This window comes from Hydrogenophaga sp. (assembly GCF_019264445.1).
Lineage (GTDB): Bacteria > Pseudomonadota > Gammaproteobacteria > Burkholderiales > Burkholderiaceae_C > Hydrogenophaga.
On sequence record NZ_JAHVAB010000082.1, the window covers coordinates 26,361 to 45,857 of the forward strand.

Consider the following 19,497-nt stretch of genomic DNA (forward strand, 5'->3'; position numbering starts at 1 on the left):
GCGCAAAGTGTGCACTTTGACACCCGCGCACACGGCCTCGTGTGCGCTTTCGCAAACACTCAGCCGCCGCTCAGCCGGCGCACGATCTCGGTGGTCGCGCCACTCTGGTTCATCGTGTAGAAGTGCAGGCCGGGCACGCCGGCATGGCGCAACTGGTCGCACAGGTCGGTGACCACGTCCAGGCCGAAAGCCTTGATCGACGCCGTGTCGTCGCCGAAGGCCTGCAGGCGCAGGCGGATCCAGCGCGGAATCTCTGCGCCACAGGCATCGGAAAAACGCATGAGCTGCGTGGAGCTGGCGATGGGCATGATGCCCGGGACCACGGGCACGTCCACGCCCATGGCGTGAAGGTCGTCGACGTAGCGGAAGTAGGCGTCGCTGTTGAAGAAGTACTGCGTGATGCCCGAATCGGCACCGGCCTTGACCTTCGCGGCGAAGGCGTCCAGATCGGCTTGCGGCGACTTCGCCTGTGGGTGCGTTTCGGGGTAAGCCGCCACCTCGATGTGGAAGTGGTCGCCCGTCTCGGCGCGCACGAAGGCCACGAGGTCGCTGGCGTAGCGGAACTCGCCGCCCGCGCCGTAACCGCTGGGCAGATCACCTCGCAGCGCCACCAGACGGCGGATGCCCGCAGCTTGGTAGGCCGCCAGCCGCTCGCGGATGCTCTCGCGCGACTGACCAATGCAGCTCAGGTGCGGCGCAGCCGACACGCCCTCACCCATGATCTCGGTCACGGCCTGCAGCGTGCCGTCTTGCGTGGAGCCGCCGGCACCGAAGGTGACCGAACAAAACTCCGGCTTGAGCGCATACAGCTCCTGGCGCACGGCGCGCAGTTTGACCGCGCCTTCAGGCGTCTTGGTCGGGAAAAATTCCAGGCTGATCGGAAGACTCACGGCCCCCTCCTTACGTCATTCGCTTGCCAACACAAAAAATTCACGGTTGCCGTCACCCCCGGTGATCGGGCTCTCGAAGTAGTCGCGCAGCTGCAGGCCATGCTCGGCACACGCCTGTGCAATGCGCTCGCGCACCAGCCCGTAACTGGCCGGGTCTTTCACCAGCCCGCCCTTGCCGATGTGCTCGGGCTGCAGCTCGAACTGCGGTTTGACCAGCATCAGCAGGTGCCCGCCAGAGGCCATCAAGGGCACCAGCGCGGGCCATACCAGCGTCTGCGAGATGAACGACAGGTCGCCCACGATCAGCCCGAAGGGCGCGGCGGCGCCCGCTTGCAGGAGTTCGTCGGCCGACAAGTCGCGCGCGTTGCACTTCTCGATGCAGACCACGCGCGGATCGCCCTTGAGCTGCGGGTGCAACTGGCCTTGACCCACATCCACACCCACCACCTGCGCGGCGCCCTGCTGCAGCAGGCAGTCGGTGAAGCCTCCGCTGCTCTGCCCCACGTCCAGACACCGCAGACCGGCCACGTGCAGCCCGGTGTGGCGCAAGGCACCTTCCAGCTTCAGGCCGCCGCGCGACACATAGCGCGTCTCGGCGGTGTCCAGCAGACGCAGCTCGGCCGAGTCCCGGAGCTCTTCGCCGTTTTTGGCGACCGCTTTCCAGTCGCCCGCCGGCAGCCGCCACTGCACACCCGCGGCGATGAGCCGCTGGGCCTGCGAGCGCGTGGCCGCCAGGCCGCGTTCGACGAGCAATTGATCAGCACGCACGTTGCTGTGCCCTCACCCCGCCAACAGGGATGCCGCGGAACCGCCCCTCGACGAGCTCGGGACGGGCCGCAGGCATCGCCCCCTTGACGGGGTCGCGCGAAGCGCGGCGGGAGTGATCAATAGCGGTACGTGTCGGGCTTGTACGGGCCGGCCTTGTCCACGCCGATGTACGCAGCCTGCTCGTCGGTCAGTTCCGTGAGCATGGCGCCGACCTTCTTGAGGTGCAGGCGCGCGACCTTTTCGTCCAGGTGCTTGGGCAGCACATACACCTCGCCGACCTTGTACTTCTGTGGCTGCGTGAACAACTCGATCTGTGCAATGGTCTGGTTGGCAAACGAGCTCGACATCACGAAGCTGGGGTGGCCCGTGCCGCAACCCAGGTTCACCAGGCGGCCCTTGGCCAGCATGATGATCTTCTTGCCGTCGGGGAAGATCACGTGGTCGACCTGCGGCTTGATCTCTTCCCACGTGTACTTCTCGATCGAGGCGATGTCGATCTCGTTGTCGAAGTGGCCGATGTTGCAGACGATGGCCTGGTCCTTCATGGCGACCATGTGGTCGTGCGTGATGATGGACTTGTTGCCCGTCGTGGTCACGAAGATGTCGGCCTTGTCGGCGGCGTACTCCATGGTCACGACCTTGTAGCCTTCCATCGCGGCCTGCAGGGCGTTGATGGGGTCGATCTCGGTCACCCACACTTGTGCGGACAGCGCGCGCAGGGCCTGGGCAGAGCCCTTGCCAACGTCACCGTAGCCCGCGACCACGGCGACCTTGCCGGCGATCATCACGTCGGTGGCGCGCTTGATGCCGTCCACCAGCGACTCGCGGCAGCCGTACAGGTTGTCGAACTTGCTCTTGGTCACCGAGTCGTTCACGTTGATGGCGCGGAACGGCAGCGTGCCCTTGGCGCTCATTTCCTTCAGGCGGTGCACGCCCGTGGTGGTTTCCTCGGTCACGCCGATGATCTGCGCGGCCTTGCGGGTGTACCAGGTCGGGTCTTGTGCGAGCTTGGCCTTGATGGCGGCAAACAGGCAGGTTTCTTCTTCGCTGGTGGGCTTGCTGATGACCGAGAGGTCTTTCTCGGCCTTCTGGCCGAGGATCATCAGCAGCGTGGCGTCGCCGCCATCGTCCAGGATCATGTTGGGGCCTTCGCCCTCGGTGCCGGCGGCGCCGAATTCAAAGATGCGGTGGGTGAAATCCCAGTACTCGGCCAGGGTCTCGCCCTTGTGCGCGAACACCGGCGTGCCTTCGGCCACCAGCGCTGCGGCGGCGTGGTCTTGCGTGGAGAAGATGTTGCAAGACGCCCAGCGCACGCTGGCACCCAGGGCTTGCAGGGTTTCGACCAGCACCGCGGTCTGGATGGTCATGTGGATGCTGCCGGTGATGCGCGCGCCCTTGAGCGGCTTGGCGGCGGCGAATTCTTCGCGGATGGCCATCAGACCGGGCATTTCGGTCTCGGCGATCTTGATTTCCTTGCGGCCCCATTCGGCCAGGCCGATGTCGGCGATGGCGCAGTCGGTGATGGCGGGGTTGTTCAGACGTGCATTCATGGTTTGCTCCAGAAAGGATGGACAAACCACATCTCGCTAGGGAGTCAAAAAGAACTCATCACACGGGATGTGGATGAGCGTCGTTGCATGGATGGTCCGAGCCTCACGCCCCGCCGCTGAAAACTCAGTGGGGGCGCTGCAACGCTCCTCGGATCGCGGGATTCTACCCCAGCAAGCCCGATCTGGCCCTTGCAAAAGCCCCTGCGTGGCACCGTGAAACACCCACCCCTGTGCGAAACTGCGCGCCTTTCCATGCGCACCATGACCCCTCTTGCCCTGTGGCCCGCTGCGGCCCGCGCCCGCATCCAGGGCGTGCTCACCGACATCGACGACACCCTCACCACCGAAGGCGCCATCACGCCCGACGCGCTGGACGCGCTGCACCGCCTGCGCGCGGCCGGCCTGCCGGTCTTCGCCATCACCGGCCGGCCCGCCGGCTGGAGCGAGGGCTTTGCGCTGGCCTGGCCGGTGGATGCCATCGTGGCCGAGAACGGTGCCGTGGCGCTGTGGCGTGGCGCCAGCGGCGAACTGTGCCGCGACCACCTGCAGGACAGCGCCACGCGCGCGGTGAACTTCGAGCGCCTGCAGGCGGTGGCGCAGCGCGTGCTGCGCGAACTGCCTGCCGCGCGCCTGGCCACCGACAGCGCCGGCCGCGAGACCGACATCGCCATCGACCACAGCGAGTTTGCGCACCTGAACGAAGCCGAGATCGCGCAAGTGGTGCAACTCATGCAGCGCGAAGGCCTCAACGCCACCGTGAGCTCGATCCACATCAACGGCTGGATCGGCGACCACGACAAACTCGCCGGCGCGCGCTGGATCGTGCGCTCGCGCCTGGGCCGCGCGCTGGACAACGAGCTCGACCGCTGGGTGTACGTGGGTGACTCCACCAACGACGCGCGCATGTTCGGCCACTTTCCGCACAGCGTGGGCGTGGCCAATGTGGCGCGCTTCCAGGACGCACTCAGCCACCTGCCGCGCTATGTCGCGCGCGGCGAGCGGGGCGCGGGCTTTGCGGAAGTGGCCGACGCCGTGCTCGGCGCGCGCGCCGCATGAGCGAGCACCCGCTGCCGCCGCACCACACCGGCGCGGCCGTGCCGCAGGCGCACACGGCGGGCCAGGCGCGGCTGGGCCTGGTCGCCATCTTCGGCTCCACCTTCTTCGAGCTGGTCGGCTATTTCATGCTCACACCGCTGCTGCTGCTGCGCCTGAAGGCCGGCGGCGAATCGACCGCGCTGGCCGGTCTGTTTGCAGCGAGCGGCTGGTTCGGCATCTTCCTCATGACGCCGTTCGCTTCGGCCATCACGCAGCGCCTGGGCCGACGGCCCACGCTGTGGCTGGCCGCATTGATCCCGGTGGTCTCCACGGCCGGGTTTGCCTTCACGTCGCTGCTGTGGCTCTGGTTCGTGTTCAAGATGGCCGCCGGCATGGCCTCGGGCTTGCGCTGGGTGTTGGCCGAAGCGATCGTGGCCGAGTTCTCGCCGCCCGGGCAACGCGGGCGTTACGTCGGCATCTTCGAGACCATGGTCGGCATCACCTTCGTGGTGGGCCCGCTGATGCTGGCCTGGGTGGGCGCCGAGAGCGATGCAGCGCTGTGGATGGCGCTGGGCTCCATGGCCATCGGCCTGCTCTGGAGCCTGCTCATTCCGCGCCTGCCCGATGCGGCCGACGCGCACAGCGCCAAGGTCGGCCTGTCTGGCGTGTGGCATGCGCTGCTGGCGCATCCCCTCATCATGACGGTGGGCTTCGTGGGCGGCTTCTTCGAAAGTGGCCTCACGTCCATCCTGCCGCTGTACGGCCTGGCGCTCGGGCTGGGCGCCACCGCTGCGGCGCTGCTGGTCTCGGCCAGCGGCCTGGGCAGCGCGCTCATGATGTTGCCTGCCGGCCTGCTGGCCGACCGCCTGGCCCACGACCCGCAACAGCGCTGGGGCAACGCGCGGGCCGCGCGGCTGGTGATCATGCGGGTCTGCGCACTCATCACGTTGCTGGCCACGCTGGTCATCCCCATGGTGGCGGGCACACCCTGGCTGGCCGCGCCAGTGGCGTTTCTCTGGGGCGGCGCTGGTGGTTGCCTTTACACACTGGCCATGATCGACATCGGCTCGCGCGAAGAAGGCATCACGCTGGTGAACAGCACCGCCGTGCTGGTGCTCTCGTACACGCTGGGCGGGGTGCTGGCGCCCGCACTGGGTGCCGCCGCGCTGCAGTGGGCGCCCACCCTGGGCTTCCCCGCGCTGCTGCTGTCGGTGGCGGGCCTGGGCTGGTGGATGTTGAGACGGGCCACATCGTCCCCATCTGAAGGAACCCCTCGGGGTTGAGCGGCTCCCACCGTAGCCCCCTGGTTGTCCGACAAAGCGAAAGGATCTCTCCCATGGCCATTCCCTGGCTGGTTGCCCTGAAAGTGATCCCCTGGGGCGACGTGATCGAACACGCGCCCAAGGTGCTCAACGCCGCCCGCAAGCTGATGGACCGCCAGAAAGCACCCGCCCCCGGCGCGGCCGTGCCGGCACCGCTGGACCTGGGCGATGCGCCCCCCACGCTGGGCGAGCTGAAGAACCGCCTGATCGAGGCCCGCCAGCTGATCGACCAGCAAGCCGCCACACAGGAGCAGATGGCCGCGACCCTGGCCGAACTCGCCGAGCAGAACGCGCGGCTGGTGGGCGCCGTGGACCTGTTGCGCAAGCGCACCCGCGTGCTGATGGCGGCGGCGCTCGTGCTGGCCGTGGGCCTGGTCTGGCTGGCCGCGCGCTGAGCCTTCAGCCCGCGCCGCCGTTGCCGCGCTCGACCTGCAGCGTGGCGTCGCACCCCACACCCGCCGCAATCCAGCGGTGCGCCAGACGCTGCACCAGCGGCGCCGCCCAGCGCCAGCGCGGGCCGAGCACCGTGCGGGTGTCGGTGAGCACGCCGCAGCGGTAGACCGCCAGGGCGCCGTCCCACCGCAGCGCGTCGCACGCGCCGAAGCGCTTGCGCGAGATCACACGCCCCAACGGGCAAGGCTCGGCCAGGCAGCACACGCCACAACCGTTGCAGGGCGCACCCAGCGCCGGCTTGGCCGGCGCCTCGGCGTGGATGTGGATGATCTCCACCCGTTCGGGTTGAGCCCGTCGAAGCCCATCCGGGCTCGCAGGCCCTTCGACGGGCTCAGGGCGAACGGAGGGACCTTTGCCCATCACGCCCGCGCCAGCACCGGAGCGAGCACCTTGCCCGTGTGCGTGCCCAGGCGCACCACCTCGTCGGGCGGCGCGGCGGCCACGATGCGGCCACCGCCCTGACCGCCTTCGGGCCCGAGGTCCACGATCCAGTCGGCTTCGGCCATCACGTCCAGGTCGTGCTCGATCACCACCACGCTGTGGCCACCGTCCACCAGGCGGTGCAGCACGCGGATGAGTTTTTCCACGTCGGCCATGTGCAGGCCCACCGTGGGTTCGTCCAGCACGTACAGCGTGTGCGGTGGCTTCTGGCCGCGGCGCGTGATGTCGTCGCGCACCTTGCTGAGCTCGGTCACCAGCTTGATGCGCTGCGCCTCGCCGCCACTGAGCGTGGGGCTGGGCTGGCCCAGCGTGAGGTAACCCAGGCCCACGTCTTTGAGCAACTGCAGCGGGTGGCTGATGTTGGGCATGGAGGCGAAGAATTCCACCGCCTCGTCCACCTCCATCTGCAGCACGTCGCCGATGCTCTTGCCCTTCCAGGTGACGGCCAGCGTTTCGGGGTTGAAGCGCGCGCCGGAGCACACCTCGCAGGGCACCTTCACGTCGGGCAGGAAGCTCATCTCGATCGTGCGCATGCCCTGGCCTTCGCAGCCCGGACAGCGGCCTTCGCCGGTGTTGAAGCTGAAGCGGCCCGGGCCGTAGCCGCGCGCCTTGGCCTCGAGCGTGTCGGCAAACAGCTTGCGCACCGTGTCCCAGAAGCCGATGTAGGTGGCGGGGCAGCTGCGCGGCGTCTTGCCAATCGGCGTCTGGTCGACTTCGAGCACACGGTCCACCGTTTCGGTGCCGATGAGCTTGTCGCAACCGGTCCAGGTGGGGCGCGTGCCCTTGTCCCAGGCGGTGCGCCCGGCCTGCGTGGAGCGCATGGCGACGGCGCTGGCGGCGTTGCTCAGCAGCACGTCGCGCGCCAGCGTGGATTTGCCCGAACCCGACACCCCGGTGATGACCACCAGCCGCTGCAGCGGCACGGCGGCATCGAGCTGGTTCAGGTTGTGCAGCCGCGCGCCGCGCACCTGCAGCCAGTGGGCGCCATCGGCCGGCACCGGTGGCACCGGGCGCCGCGCCTGCAGCGGGTGCTTCATGGCGTGCAGCAGGTAGCGCCCGGTGACGGACTCGGCGTTCGCCGACAGGTCGCTCACCGACCCCTGCGCCACCACGCGCCCGCCGCGTTTGCCCGCGCTGGGGCCAATGTCGATGATGTGGTCGGCGCGGCGGATGGTGTCCTCGTCGTGCTCCACCACCACCAGCGTGTTGCCCATGTCGCCGAGCTTGTGCAGCGCGTTGAGCAGGATCGCGTTGTCGCGCGCGTGCAGGCCGATGGTGGGCTCGTCGAGCACGTAGCACACGCCCTGCAGGTTGCTGCCCAGCTGCGCGGCCAGGCGGATGCGCTGCGCCTCGCCACCCGACAGGGTCGGCGCGCCACGGTCGAGCGTGAGGTAGTTCAGGCCGACCTCTTCCAGGAAGGCCAGGCGGCCTTCGATTTCGGGCAGCAGGTCGCGCGCGATGTCGGTTTCACGCGTGCTCATCGCAAAGTCGTACACGGGCAGCGCTGCCATGCGTTCGGGCTGAGCCCCGCCCCGTTCGGGCTGAGCCTGTCGAAGCCCCAGCGTGCCTGGATGCCCTTCGACAAGCTCAGGGCGAACGGGGTGCGTGGGCTCAGGGCGAACGGAGGTGGTGGGTATCGAGGACACAGGGAAGTTCATCAACCCGCGCACCCAGGCGCGCACCTCGCGCACCGACAGCCGCGCCACGTCCGTGATGCCCACGCCCGCGAAGCGCACCGCGCGGGCCTGGGCGTTCAGCCGGGTGCCTTCGCAGGTGGGGCAGGCTTCGTCCACGAGGTCGTCCACCTCGGGTTCGGCGAAGCTCTGCTCGCGGCCTTTTTCCTTGTCGTCGCGCACCGAGTCGTCGAGCGCCTTGCGCTGGTCGCGCGAAAGCTTCACGCCCGTGCCCACGCAGTCCGGGCACCAGCCGTGCTTGCTGTTGTACGAAAACAGGCGCGGGTCGAGCTCGGGGTAGCTGGTGGCGCACACCGGGCAGGCGCGCGTGGTGGAAAACACCTCCAGCGTGCCCAGCTCGCGCGTGGAGGTGCCGTCGGCCAGCGCCTGTGCCAGGCCATCCAGCGGGGTGAGCACGTGCACCACGCCCTTGCCGATTTCCAGCGCCTTGTTCAGCTGCTGACGCAGCGCGACTTCGCCTTCGGCGCTCACCACGAAGTCGGCCACCGGCAGTTCGATGGTGTGTTCCTTGAAACGGTCGATGCGCGGGAAGCCGGTGGTGGGCAGAAACTCGCCGTCCACGCGCAGGTGCGTGTGGCCGCGCGGGCGCGCCCAGTCGGCCAGCTCGGTGTAGACGCCCTTGCGGTTGACCACCAGCGGCGCGAGCAGGCCGATGTGCTGGCCCTTGTAGCGCTTGAGGATGGCCGCCGCAATGCTGTCGGCGCTTTGCGGCATGACGGCCGCGCCATCGTGCACGCAGTGCTGGGTGCCCAGCTTCACATAGAGCAGGCGCAGGAAGTGCCACACCTCGGTGGTGGTCCCCACGGTGGACTTGCGCCCGCCGCGGCTGAGCCGCTGCTCGATGGCCACGGTGGGCGGAATGCCGTAGACCGCGTCCACCTCGGGGCGGCCTGCGGGCTGCACGATGCTGCGCGCGTAGGCGTTGAGGCTTTCCAGATAGCGGCGCTGGCCTTCGTTGAACAGGATGTCGAACGCCAGCGTGGACTTGCCCGAGCCGCTCACGCCAGAGATCACGTTGAAGCGCCCGCGCGGAATGTTCACGCTCAGGTTCTTGAGGTTGTGTTCCTTGGCGTTGACGATGCGGATGGCGTTGCCGTGCGCGTCGCCGCGCTGCGCAGCGGCTTTCAGCCCGCTGGACGGGCTCAGGCGGGCCTGCGGCAGGCCTTCGCGCACCGCGTGCACTTCGCCCATGGCCAGCGCGTAGTCGCGCAGGGCTTTGGCGGTGTGGCTGCTGGCGTGTTCGCGCACCGCTTCGGGCGGGCCTTCGGCCACCACCAGGCCACCGGCATCGCCGCCTTCGGGGCCGAGGTCGATGAGCCAGTCGGCCGCACGGATCACGTCCAGGTTGTGTTCGATCACCACCAGCGAATGGCCGGCATCGAGCAGCTTGCGCAAGGAGCGCATGAGCTTGGCGATGTCGTCGAAGTGCAGGCCGGTGGTGGGTTCGTCGAACAGGAACAGCGTGCCCTTGCGCGCAATGGCCTGGCGGCTCGCGCTGGAGTTTTTGGAGGCCTCGGCCAGGAAGCCGGCGAGCTTGAGGCGCTGCGCCTCGCCGCCCGAGAGCGTGGGCACGGGCTGGCCCAGCTTCACGTACTCCAGCCCCACATCCACGATGGGCTGCAGCACGCGGATCACCTCACGGTCACCGGCGAACAGCGCCGCGGCCTCGCTCACGGTGAGGTCGAGCACGTCGGCCACGTTCATGCTCACCGTTCGGGCTGAGCCTGTCGAAGCCCCCGCCGACATCTGGGTGAGCCCTTCGACAAGCTCAGGGCGAACGGGGAGGTGGGCAGGCCAAAGCCGCTGGATCTTCACTTCCAGAATCTCGGGGCGGTAGCGCTTGCCGTCGCAGTCGGGGCAGCGCAGGTACACGTCGGAGAGAAACTGCATCTCCACGTGTTCGAAGCCCGAGCCGCCGCAGGTGGGGCAGCGCCCGTCGCCGCTGTTGAAGCTGAACTTGGCCGGCGTGTAGCTGCGCTGGCGCGCCAGTGGTGCGTCGGCAAACAGCGCGCGGATGGCGTCCCACGCGCCCACGTAGCTCACCGGGTTGGAGCGCGCGGTCTTGCCGATGGGCGACTGGTCCACAAACACGACTTCAGAGAGAAAGTCGGCACCCAGCAAGCGGTCGTGCGCGCCCGGGCTGTCGGTGGACTTGCCGAAGTGGCGCAGCAGGGCCGGCGCGAGCACGTCCTGGATCAGGCTGGACTTGCCCGAGCCCGACACGCCGGTGACCACCACCAGGCGCTGCAGCGGGAACTCGACCGACACGTCTTTCAGGTTGTGCTCGCGCGCGCCTTCCAGGATCAGGCGCGGCGTGTTGTCCGTCACCATGCGCTTGAAGCCCATGCCGATGGTCTTGCGCGAGCCGAGGTAGGCGCCGGTGAGCGTGTCGGCCGAGCGGATCGACTCGGGCGTGCCGTCGAACACGATCTGCCCGCCGCGCTCGCCGGGCCCCGGGCCCATGTCGATCAGGCGGTCGGCCGCGAGCATCACGGCCGGGTCGTGCTCCACCACCACCAGCGTGTTGCCCGCGTCGCGCAGGCGCAGCATCGCATCAACGATGCGCGCCATGTCGCGCGGGTGCAGGCCGATGCTGGGCTCGTCCAGCACAAAGAGCGTGTTCACCAGCGAGGTGCCCAGCGCGGTGGTGAGGTTGATGCGCTGCACCTCGCCGCCCGAGAGCGTGCGGCTCTGCCGGTCCAGCGTGAGGTAGCCAATGCCCACCTCGCACAGGTAGCGGATGCGCGTGTTGATTTCATCGAGCAGGAGCTTGAGCGCCTGCTGCTGCCCGCTGGTGGACTCGCGGCCGCCGGCGGCCTCGGGCGGTGCGAGCGACGCAAAGAACACGCGCAGCTTGTCCAGCGACATCAGCATGAGGTCGTGCAGGCACAGCCCGGGCAGCGCTTCGAGCTGCTCGCGCGACCACTTCACGCCCTGCGGCAGGTAGCGCTTGGCGCGCGGCAGCACGGCGTCGGCCTGCGCGCGGGTGCCCAGGCGCCAGAGCAGGCTGTCGGTCTTGAGGCGCGCGCCGCGGCAGGTGGGGCACTCGGTGTAGCTGCGGTACTTCGACAAGAGCACGCGGATGTGCATCTTGTAGGCCTTGCTCTCCAGGTACTCGAAGAAGCGGTCCACGCCGTACCACTGCTGGTTCCACTTGCCGTTCCACTGCGGCGAACCGCCCTTCACCCAGGCCTGCTGCTCGGGTGTGAGCTTGGCCCAGGGCGTGTCGCGTGGAATGCCGGCGGCTTCGGCGTGGCGCATCAGGTCGTCCTGGCTTTCCTTCCAGGCCGGCGTCTGGAACACCTTGATGGCGCCCGCGCGCAGCGTGAGTTTGTCGTTGGGCACGACCAGGCCATAGTCCACGCCAATGACGCGGCCAAAGCCCCGGCAGGCCTCGCACGCGCCCACCGCCGAGTTGAACGAGAACATCGACGGCGCGGGTTCGCTGTAGCGGATGTCGCTCTCCGGGCAGTGCAGGCCGGTGCTGAAGCGCCATATCTCTGGAGCCCCCACGCTCCCCGCTTCGCGTGGTTCGCTGCCCCCCGAGGGGGCTGCCCCGCCTTGGGGCGGCCCGGCGGCGGGTCGGCGGGCTTCACCTTCGTCGGCCAGCACGTAGACCATGAGCTTGCCGGCGCCGCGCTTCAAGCCCGCCTCGATCGCTTCCATCACCCGCGCCGGCTCGGCCGTGCCGATGCGGAAGCGGTCGGCCACCACGTCGAGCAGCTTCACTGCCTCGATGGGTGCCTTCGCCTTCTTTCCACCCTTGGCCGGGGCGGCTTCCTGCGCGGCCTCGCGCTGCACCAGCCGCTCGGCCTGCACGCGCGTGTAGCCGCTGGCCGACAGCCACTGCTCCACCTCTTCCGGCGTGGTGCTCGCAGGCAGCTCCACCGGAAAGGTGACCACCAGACGCGGATCGCCCCGTTCGGCCGCCCGCTTCTGCAGCTCCGCAAAGATCGACTCGGGCGAGTCGTGGCGCACCGGCAGGGCCGTGTCGCGGTCGAACAGCTCGGCGCCGCGCGCAAACAGCAGCTTGAGGTGGTCGTTGAGCTCCGTCATGGTGCCCACGGTGGAGCGCGAGGAACGCACCGGGTTGGTCTGGTCGATGGCGATGGCGGGCGGCACGCCGTCCACGCGGTCCACCGCCGGCTTGTCCATGCGGTCGAGGAACTGCCGCGCATAGGCGCTGAAGGTTTCGACGTAGCGGCGCTGGCCTTCGGCAAACAGCGTGTCGAACACCAGGCTGGACTTGCCCGAGCCGCTCGGCCCGGTGACCACGGTGAGTTCTCCGGTGCGGATGTCGAGGTCGAGGTTCTTCAGGTTGTGCTGCCGCGCACCCCGGATGCGGATCAGCCCGGTGCCCCCTTCCGCCGGGCGCTCGGCGCCCTCTGGGTGCGGCGCGGCAGGGGTCGCGCCATCGGAAGCGTCAGCGGGCGAAAAGGCATCGGACATGCAGGGGCTCCAGAAGGGAAGCCCAACATTCTAGGGACGCCAAAAGTCGGCGCTGGCGGCCCTGCAATGCCCCGGAAAGGCGGGTGCAAGGGCTTGACGGCGCCGCAGAACCGGCATGCGCGCAAGCCCAAGGCGGCACCGCGCTTCACTCGTCCACACCGAATGCATACTCCACGGGGTACGGATCAGCCCAGAGCCGCCTTCTGTCGGCTGGATCTGCCTCACGCCACCGGACGCGGTTGAAATCGCGCCCGCACGCGCCTCGAAGGCATGGCGCGCCTCATGGAGACCCGCTCATATGAAATGGACCCGCACGTTCTCGCCCCGCCCCTGGATGGCCCTGACCCTGGCCGGCCTGCTCGGCCTGTCGGCGCCCGCCTGGGCCCAGTTGCGGGTGGGCATGCCTTCCGGCTTCACCGGCTCGGTGGCCGCCGGCGTGAAAGAGAACCACGAAGGCGCCAAGCTGTACTTCGACACCATCAACGCGCGCGGTGGCGTCAACGGCCAGAAGATCGAACTGATCACGGTGGACGACAAGTTCGACCCCAAGGTCACGGTGGAGGTGGCGCGCGAACTGATCACCAAGCAAAAGGTGCTGGCGCTGTTCCTGAACCGCGGCACGCCACACTCGCAAGCGCTGCTGCCGATCCTGGCCGAGCTCAAGGTGCCACTGGTGGGGCCGAGCACGGGCGCCATGGTGCTGCACGAGCCGGTGAACCCCTGGGTGTTCAACGTGCGTGCCACCTACCAGCGCGAGGCTGCCAAGGCCATCGAGCACCTGGCGAGCACCGGCATCACGCGCATTGCCGTGCTGGAGACCGACGACTCCTTCGGCGCCGACTCGGCGGCCGGTGCACTCAAAGGCTTTGCCAAGGCCAACCTCAAGCCGGTGATGCACGAGAAGTTTCCGCGCGACAAGCCGGATTTCACCGAGCTGTCCAAGCGGGTGAACGAGAGCAATGCGCAGGCCGTGATGGTGATTGGCTCGGCGGGCAACACGGCCAATGCGGTCAAGGCCGTGCGCGCGGCGGGCTCGCGGGCGCAGGCGGTCACGCTATCCAACAACGCGTCTGACGGCTTCATCAAGTTGCTCGGCGAGCACGCACGCGGCGTGATCGTGACGCAGGTGTTCCCCAACGAGCGCTCGGTGGCCTACCCGCTGATCAAGGAAGCGCAGGAGTTCGCCAAGGCCAAGGGGCTGGACGGCGTGTCGCCCGCCATGATGGAAGGCTACGCCGCCGCCAAGGTGCTCACCGAAGGCCTGCGCCGCGCCGGCGCCAACCCGACACCCGTGACCCTGCGCGACGCGCTGGAGGGCCTTCGCAGCTACGACCTCGGCGGCCTCACCGTGGCCTACAGCCCGAACAACCACACCGGCCTGGATTTCGCCGACCTCTCCATCGTCGACGCGTCAGGGAAGTTCAGACGGTAAGCGAAACACCCCCCGCATCGCCTTCGGCGCCACCCCCCTGGAAGGGGGGCAGCACCAGCGGCCCGGCAAAGCCGCTTACGCGGTGCTTCTGGACGAGCCTTTCGCTCTCCTACGACTTCACGATGAGCACGGGCACCTTGGCATGCGTCAGTACCTTCTGCGCGACGCTGCCGAGGATGAGCGCCTTCACGCCCTGGCGGCCGTGTGAGCCCATCACGATCAGGTCGCAGCCTTCGGCCTCTGCCGTTTCGATGATGCCTTCATAGACCACGTTGCGCTCGATGGTGTCGCCCGCAAACGCGATGCCGGCGGCCTCACACAGCTGCCGCGAGGCATCGAGCGCCTCACCGGCCGCCCTCTTGGCTTCGGTGAGGTAGGCCTGCAGGCCCACGGCGGAGGCGTCGCCAATGCCGATGTAGGGAAACGGGTCGATCACGTTGACGCCGATGATCTGCGCGTTCAGGCTCCCGGCGAGCTGCACCGCCGTGGTGGTGGCCTGGGCCGCGAGCCCGGAGCCGTCGGTGGGTACGAGGATTTTCTTGAACATGGGGTTCTCCTGGTGGGTGATGTGAACCGCCCAACCCGTCGGGGTGGTGCGGTTCATCGTAGGAGTCCCGACGCGCTGCCGCGTTGAGGCAGGTCAATGCCGGGCTGTGTCGCGCGCCATCGCGGTCAGCGGGCGCACGTCCACGGCACAGTACTTCAATTCGGCGATCTTGCCCACCGGGTCCAGGGCCGGGTTGGTCAGCAGGTTGGCGGCGGCCTCGGCGTAGGCGAAGGGAATGAACGCGGTGTTGCGCGGCATGCCGTCGTCGATGCGCACCGGCAGGCTCACCTCACCGCGGCGCGAACGCACCTGCGCACTGTCGCCCGCGCCCAGGCCCAGCCGAGCGGCGGTCTCGGGGTGCAGGCTCACCACCGGGCCGGGCTCCAGCGCGTCGAGCACGCCGCTGCGCCGCGTCATGCTGCCGGTGTGCCAGTGCTCCAGCTGGCGCCCGGTGATGAGCACCATCGGGAATTCGGCATCGGGCTGCTCGGCCGGCGGCGTGAGCACCGCGCCCACCAGCGAGGCGCGGCCACTGGGCGTGGGAAAGCCGTCGGTGAACACCACCGGCTGGCCCGGGTCGTCGTCGTGGGCCACGGGATAGGTCACGGCGCCGTCGCGCTGCAGCCGCGCCCACGACAGGCCGGCGATGCTGGGCATGAGCGCGCGCATTTCCTCGAACACCGCGCCGATGCCGGTGCGCGCGTCGGCGCTGGCGGTGCCGTCGGCAGCCACCTCGTAGGCCCAGCCCAGGCCCAGGCGGCGCGCGAGCTGTTCGGTGATCCAGGCGTCGGCGCGCGCCTCGCCGGGTGCGGGCACGGCCTTGCGGCCGAGCTGCACGCAGCGGTCGGTGTTGGTCACGCTGCCGGTCTTCTCGGGCCACGCGGTGGCGGGCAGCACCACGTCGGCCAGGCTGGCGGTCTCGGTCAGGAAGATGTCTTGCACCACCAGGTGGCTCAGGCCGGCCAGCGCTTCGCGGGCATGCGCCGCGTCGGGGTCGCTCATGGCGGGGTTCTCGCCCTGGATCAGCATGGCGCGGATCTCCTGGCGGTGGGCGGCGTCGATGATCTCCACCACCGTGAGCCCGGGTTCGCTGCCCAGCGTGCCCGGCGCGAGTTGCCACAGGCGCTCGGCCTTCTCGCGGGTGCGCGGGTCGCTCACCTTCTGGTAGTCGGGCAGCACCATCGGAATGAGGCCCGCATCGCTCGCGCCCTGCACGTTGTTCTGCCCGCGCAGCGGGTGCAGGCCGGTGCCCGGGCGGCCGATCTGGCCGGTGACGAGCGAGAGCGCGATCAGGCAGCGCGCGTTGTCGGTGCCGTGCGTGTGCTGGCTGATGCCCATGCCCCAGAGGATCATGGCGTTCTTTGCGGTGGCGTAGGCGCGCGCCACCTCGCGCAGCGTGGCCGCGTCGATGCCGCACACCGGCGCCATGGCTTCGGGCGAAAAGTCCACCAGGTGCGCCTTGAGCTGCGCGAAGTCCAGCGTGTGGGCTTCGATGTACGCCGGGTCGGTGAGGCCTTCAAACACGATGGTGTGCAGCATCGCGTTGAGCAGCGCGACGTCGGTGCCGGACTTGAAGCCCAGGTGCTTCCAGCTGTGGCGGGCGAGCTCGGTGCGGCGCGGGTCGGCCAGCACGAGCTTCATGCCTTTCTTCACCGCGTTCTTGATCCAGGTGGCGCCCACCGGGTGGTTCTGCGCGGGGTTGGCGCCGATCAGCAGCACGAAGTCGGCATGCCGCACATCGCGCAGCGGGTTGGTCACCACCGCCGAGCCCAGGCCTTCCATGAGCGCGGCCACGCTGGAGGCATGGCACAGGCGCGTGCAGTGGTCCACGTTGTGGGTGCCAAACGCGGTGCGCACCAGCTTCTGGAACAGGTAAGCCTCTTCGTTCGTGCCCTTGGCCGAGCCGAAGCCGGCCACCGGGCTCTGGCGCCCGCGCGCGGGCGTGGCGGCCAGGGCGCGGCGAAAGCCTTCGGCGGCGGCGTCCAGCGCCTCGTCCCAGGTGGCTTCGCGGAAACGCTCGCGCACCTGCTCGGGCGTGAGGCGGCGCAGTTCGCCGTGCGGGTCTTTCGGCACACCCGCACGGCGGATCAGCGGGCGCGTGAGCCGCCCGGGGCTGTGCGCATAGTCAAAACCAAAGCGGCCCTTGACGCACAGGCGCGCTTCGTTGGCTGGCCCGTCAATGCCTTCGACGTGCTCGATGCGGTCGTCGTTCACGTGGTAGGTGAGCTGGCAACCCACGCCGCAGAAGGGGCACACCGAATCCACCTGCCGCTGAGAGGGCTGGGCAAACGCGCCGTTGGCCGGTGCGATGGCGCCGGTCGGGCAGGCCTGCACACACTCGCCGCAGGCCACGCAGGTGCTCGCGCCCATCGGGTCGTTCTGGTCGAACACGATCTGCGCGTGGCCGCCGCGAAAGGCCAGGCCCAGCACGTCGTTGCCCTGCGTCTCGCGGCAGGCGCGGATGCAGCGCGTGCACTGGATGCAGGCGTCGAGGTTGACGGTCATGGCGGGATGAGACGTGTCAGCACCCCATCGCTCGGACTGAGCCAACATCCGTTCGGGCTGAGCCGATATCCGTTCGGGCTGAGCCTGTCGAAGCCCCGCCGAGGTGTGGGTGACCCCTTCGACCGGCTCAGGGCAAACGGCGTAGTGGGCACGTGCAGGGAAGCGCCCCGGCTGCGCACCGGCGGCCTGCGCCCAGTGCGCCAGCTCGCTGTCGAACTTGAGCGCCGTGGTGTCGGGCGCATCGGACAGCAGCAGCTCCAGCACCGTTTTCTGCGCGGCTTTCGCACGCGGGTTGTTGGTGTGCACCACCATGCCGGCGGTGGGGGCGCGGCAGCACGACGGCGCCAGCACGCGCTCGCCTTCGATGTCGACCACGCAGGCGCGGCAGTTGCCGGGGCTGCGCAGGCCGTCCTTGTGGCACAGGTGCGGAATCTCGACACCGGCGCGCTGCGCGGCCTTCAGGAGGGTCTCGCCCGGTGCGGCTTCCACCGCGCAGTCGTTGAGCGTGAATGCAATCGGCGCAGCGTTCTGAGGCAGGTCATCGGTCTTCATGCCGCGGCTCCGTTCACTTCATGGGCAAAGAAGCGCAGCACGCTGTCCACCGGGTTGGGCGCGGCCTGGCCGAGCCCGCAGATGGACGCGTCGCGCATCACCTGGGAGAGCTCACCGAGCAGCGGCGCGTCCCACACCGGGGCCTGCATGAGCTGCACGGCCTTGGTGGTGCCGGCGCGGCAGGGCGTGCACTGGCCGCAGGACTCGTGCTCGAAAAACTGCATGAGGTTGAGCGCGGCGCCGCGCGCCGTGTCGTGCTGGCTGAGCACCACCACCGCCATCGAACCAACAAAGCTGCCATGGTCGGCCAGCGTGTCGAAGTCCAGCGGCACATCGGCCAGCGAGGCGGGCAGGATGCCGCCCGAGGCGCCGCCGGGCAGGTAGGCGTACAGCGTGTGGCCTGGCGGCATGCCGCCGGCGTGGTCGTCCACCAGCTCGCGCAGCGTGATGCCCGCGGGCGCCAGGTGCACGCCGGGCCGATTCACCCGACCCGACACCGAGAAGCGCCGCAGGCCGGTGCGCCCGCGCAGCCCTTCGCCCGCGAGCCAGCGGCCGCCCTTCTCCAGGATGCGGGGCAGCCACCACAGCGTTTCGGGGTTGTGCGCGAGCGTGGGGCGGCCAAACACGCCGTGCATGGCAACGATGGGGGGCTTGAGGCGCGGCAGGCCGCGCTTGCCTTCCACCGATTCGATCAGCGCCGACTCTTCGCCGCAGATGTACGCGCCCGCGCCGCGCCGCAGTTCGATGCGCGGCGGCACGTAGCCAGGGTGCTGCTCGGCGAGCGTGCGCACGGTGTCTTCAAGCGCGGCCAGCGCCTGCGTGAGCAGCTGGCGCACGTCGTGGTATTCGTCGCGCAGGTAGATCCACGCATGCGAAACACCCACCACCTGCGCGGCGATCAGCAGGCCTTCGAACATCTGCGGTGCGCCGTCGGTGGCGCTGCTCAGCACCTGCCAGTCCTTGAAGGTGCCGACCTCGCCTTCGTCGATGTTCACCACCATGTGGCGCGGGCCGGGCTGTGCGCGCACGGTCTCCCATTTGCGCCACGCGGGAAAGCCCGCGCCGCCCAGGCCGCGGAGGTTGGAGATCTTGAGCTCGTCGAGCACCTGTTCGGCGCTCAGCTCGCCAGCGAGCAGGCGGCGCAGTTGCGCGAAGTGGGAGGGATCGGGTGTGGCCAGGCTGCGCGGCCCGGTGTCGCCGCGCGCCAGCGCGTCCTGCACGCTGGCCACGCTCGCCTGCGCGAGTTGCCGCTGGCCCACGCACGCGGCCGGCGCCACATGGCACTGGCCAATGCACGGCGCGGCCTGCGCACGCACGCGGGTGTCGCCCTCCAGCGCGTGCTGCAGGTCGGCGAGCAGCGCCTCGCCACCGGCCATGGCGCACGAGAGGCTGGTGCACACGCGCACCACGGTCTCGGGCACGGCGGCGGCATCGTCCACGATCTCGAAGTGGTGGTAGAAACTCGCGACCTCGAACACCTCGACCTGGCTCAGGCGCAGCCGCTCGGCCAGCGCGGCCAGGTGGCCGTGGCGCAGGGCGCCTTCGCCGTCCTGCAGGCGGTGCAGGTGCTCGATCAACAGGTCCGCACGCGGCGCCAGCCCGTCGCACAGGGCGGCTACGCGCTCGCGCGCTGCGGGCGATATCTGGCGGCCCTTGGGCGTGTGGCGCGGCCCGCCCCGGCCCATGGGCTGCAGCGGGCGGATGGGAATCACGGTGTTCATCGGGCGTGGGGCGGTGTCGGGGGCCGTGGGGGCCGGGGTGCGGGTCATGGTTTCAGCGTAGCACCGTATGGGGTTTCTTAATATGTTTGAAGCTGCATAAACTCGGGCATCCACCACCCCGTTTCCGCACCCGCATCC

Annotated in this window: 12 protein-coding genes and 1 riboswitch; of the genes, 4 read left to right on the forward strand and 8 right to left on the reverse strand. The window is 69.2% G+C overall.

What is annotated here, in order from left to right:
• Positions 1 to 59: 59 nt before the first annotated feature.
• The 3 genes from metF to ahcY all read right to left on the reverse strand — a co-directional run bounded on the left by metF (position 60) and on the right by ahcY (position 3,208).
• Positions 60 to 890, reverse strand: a complete 831-nt coding sequence (gene metF / locus KXJ60_RS19260; protein WP_291131583.1) for a methylenetetrahydrofolate reductase [NAD(P)H] — start codon at positions 888 to 890, stop codon at positions 60 to 62.
• A gap of 15 nt (positions 891 to 905) precedes the next feature.
• Positions 906 to 1,658 carry a TlyA family RNA methyltransferase gene (locus tag KXJ60_RS19265; protein WP_291131585.1) on the reverse strand — a complete coding sequence of 251 codons (753 nt, stop codon included), beginning with the start codon at positions 1,656 to 1,658 and terminating at the stop codon, positions 906 to 908.
• A 116-nt stretch (positions 1,659 to 1,774) separates the two neighbouring features.
• Entirely contained in the window at positions 1,775 to 3,208 is a 1,434-nt protein-coding gene (gene ahcY, locus KXJ60_RS19270) for an adenosylhomocysteinase (protein WP_291131587.1), read from the reverse strand.
• Between the two features lie 68 nt (positions 3,209 to 3,276).
• A riboswitch (S-adenosyl-L-homocysteine riboswitch) is annotated at positions 3,277 to 3,364 on the reverse strand.
• A 105-nt stretch (positions 3,365 to 3,469) separates the two neighbouring features.
• Between ahcY and KXJ60_RS19275 the strand changes: the two genes are divergently transcribed.
• Genes KXJ60_RS19275 through KXJ60_RS19285 form a run of 3 tightly spaced genes read left to right on the forward strand, consistent with a single transcriptional unit; the run spans position 3,470 to position 5,960 of the window.
• Positions 3,470 to 4,264, forward strand: coding sequence for an HAD-IIB family hydrolase (locus KXJ60_RS19275; RefSeq protein ID WP_291131589.1), 795 nt, complete (start codon positions 3,470 to 3,472; stop codon positions 4,262 to 4,264).
• Positions 4,261 to 5,526 carry an MFS transporter gene (locus tag KXJ60_RS19280; protein ID WP_291131591.1) on the forward strand — a complete coding sequence of 422 codons (1,266 nt, stop codon included), beginning with the start codon at positions 4,261 to 4,263 and terminating at the stop codon, positions 5,524 to 5,526. Before KXJ60_RS19275 ends, KXJ60_RS19280 begins: the two co-directional genes overlap by 4 nt.
• A gap of 53 nt (positions 5,527 to 5,579) precedes the next feature.
• Positions 5,580 to 5,960 (forward strand): hypothetical protein, encoded by a 381-nt coding sequence (locus KXJ60_RS19285; RefSeq protein ID WP_291131594.1) that lies wholly within the window; start codon positions 5,580 to 5,582, stop codon positions 5,958 to 5,960.
• Between the two features lie 4 nt (positions 5,961 to 5,964).
• On the opposite strand, the gene KXJ60_RS19290 is transcribed toward KXJ60_RS19285, so the two are convergent.
• Together KXJ60_RS19290 and KXJ60_RS19295 are read right to left on the reverse strand one after the other, a co-directional pair.
• A complete protein-coding gene (locus KXJ60_RS19290; protein ID WP_363318063.1) occupies positions 5,965 to 6,378 on the reverse strand; it encodes a hypothetical protein in 414 nt (137 codons plus the stop codon).
• Positions 6,378 to 12,602 carry an excinuclease ABC subunit UvrA gene (locus tag KXJ60_RS19295; RefSeq protein ID WP_291131596.1) on the reverse strand — a complete coding sequence of 2,075 codons (6,225 nt, stop codon included), beginning with the start codon at positions 12,600 to 12,602 and terminating at the stop codon, positions 6,378 to 6,380. Before KXJ60_RS19295 ends, KXJ60_RS19290 begins: the two co-directional genes overlap by 1 nt.
• A gap of 334 nt (positions 12,603 to 12,936) precedes the next feature.
• Between KXJ60_RS19295 and KXJ60_RS19300 the strand changes: the two genes are divergently transcribed.
• Positions 12,937 to 14,034, forward strand: coding sequence for an ABC transporter substrate-binding protein (locus KXJ60_RS19300; protein ID WP_291131696.1), 1,098 nt, complete (start codon positions 12,937 to 12,939; stop codon positions 14,032 to 14,034).
• A 109-nt stretch (positions 14,035 to 14,143) separates the two neighbouring features.
• Here the strand turns inward: KXJ60_RS19300 and KXJ60_RS19305 are convergent, their stop codons facing one another.
• From KXJ60_RS19305 to KXJ60_RS19315, 3 genes are all read right to left on the reverse strand, one after another.
• Positions 14,144 to 14,581, reverse strand: coding sequence for a universal stress protein (locus KXJ60_RS19305; RefSeq protein WP_291131598.1), 438 nt, complete (start codon positions 14,579 to 14,581; stop codon positions 14,144 to 14,146).
• A gap of 93 nt (positions 14,582 to 14,674) precedes the next feature.
• Positions 14,675 to 17,638, reverse strand: a complete 2,964-nt coding sequence (locus KXJ60_RS19310; RefSeq protein ID WP_291131600.1) for a molybdopterin-dependent oxidoreductase — start codon at positions 17,636 to 17,638, stop codon at positions 14,675 to 14,677.
• Positions 17,635 to 19,407, reverse strand: a complete 1,773-nt coding sequence (locus tag KXJ60_RS19315) for an NADH-ubiquinone oxidoreductase-F iron-sulfur binding region domain-containing protein (RefSeq protein ID WP_291131602.1) — start codon at positions 19,405 to 19,407, stop codon at positions 17,635 to 17,637. Before KXJ60_RS19315 ends, KXJ60_RS19310 begins: the two co-directional genes overlap by 4 nt.
• Between the last annotated feature and the right edge of the window lie 90 nt (positions 19,408 to 19,497).

What these genes read in the sequence shown, in the direction of transcription:
- ahcY (WP_291131587.1), bottom strand. Translation starts at nt 3,208, where the DNA reads ATGAATGCACGTCTGAACAACCCCGCCATCACCGACTGCGCCATCGCC.
- KXJ60_RS19275 (WP_291131589.1), top strand. Translation starts at nt 3,470, where the DNA reads ATGACCCCTCTTGCCCTGTGGCCCGCTGCGGCCCGCGCCCGCATCCAG.
- KXJ60_RS19280 (WP_291131591.1), top strand. Translation starts at nt 4,261, where the DNA reads ATGAGCGAGCACCCGCTGCCGCCGCACCACACCGGCGCGGCCGTGCCG.
- KXJ60_RS19285 (WP_291131594.1), top strand. Translation starts at nt 5,580, where the DNA reads ATGGCCATTCCCTGGCTGGTTGCCCTGAAAGTGATCCCCTGGGGCGAC.
- KXJ60_RS19290 (WP_363318063.1), bottom strand. Translation starts at nt 6,378, where the DNA reads ATGGGCAAAGGTCCCTCCGTTCGCCCTGAGCCCGTCGAAGGGCCTGCG.
- KXJ60_RS19295 (WP_291131596.1), bottom strand. Translation starts at nt 12,602, where the DNA reads ATGTCCGATGCCTTTTCGCCCGCTGACGCTTCCGATGGCGCGACCCCT.
- KXJ60_RS19300 (WP_291131696.1), top strand. Translation starts at nt 12,937, where the DNA reads ATGGCCCTGACCCTGGCCGGCCTGCTCGGCCTGTCGGCGCCCGCCTGG.
- KXJ60_RS19305 (WP_291131598.1), bottom strand. Translation starts at nt 14,581, where the DNA reads ATGTTCAAGAAAATCCTCGTACCCACCGACGGCTCCGGGCTCGCGGCC.
- KXJ60_RS19310 (WP_291131600.1), bottom strand. Translation starts at nt 17,638, where the DNA reads ATGAAGACCGATGACCTGCCTCAGAACGCTGCGCCGATTGCATTCACG.
- KXJ60_RS19315 (WP_291131602.1), bottom strand. Translation starts at nt 19,407, where the DNA reads ATGACCCGCACCCCGGCCCCCACGGCCCCCGACACCGCCCCACGCCCG.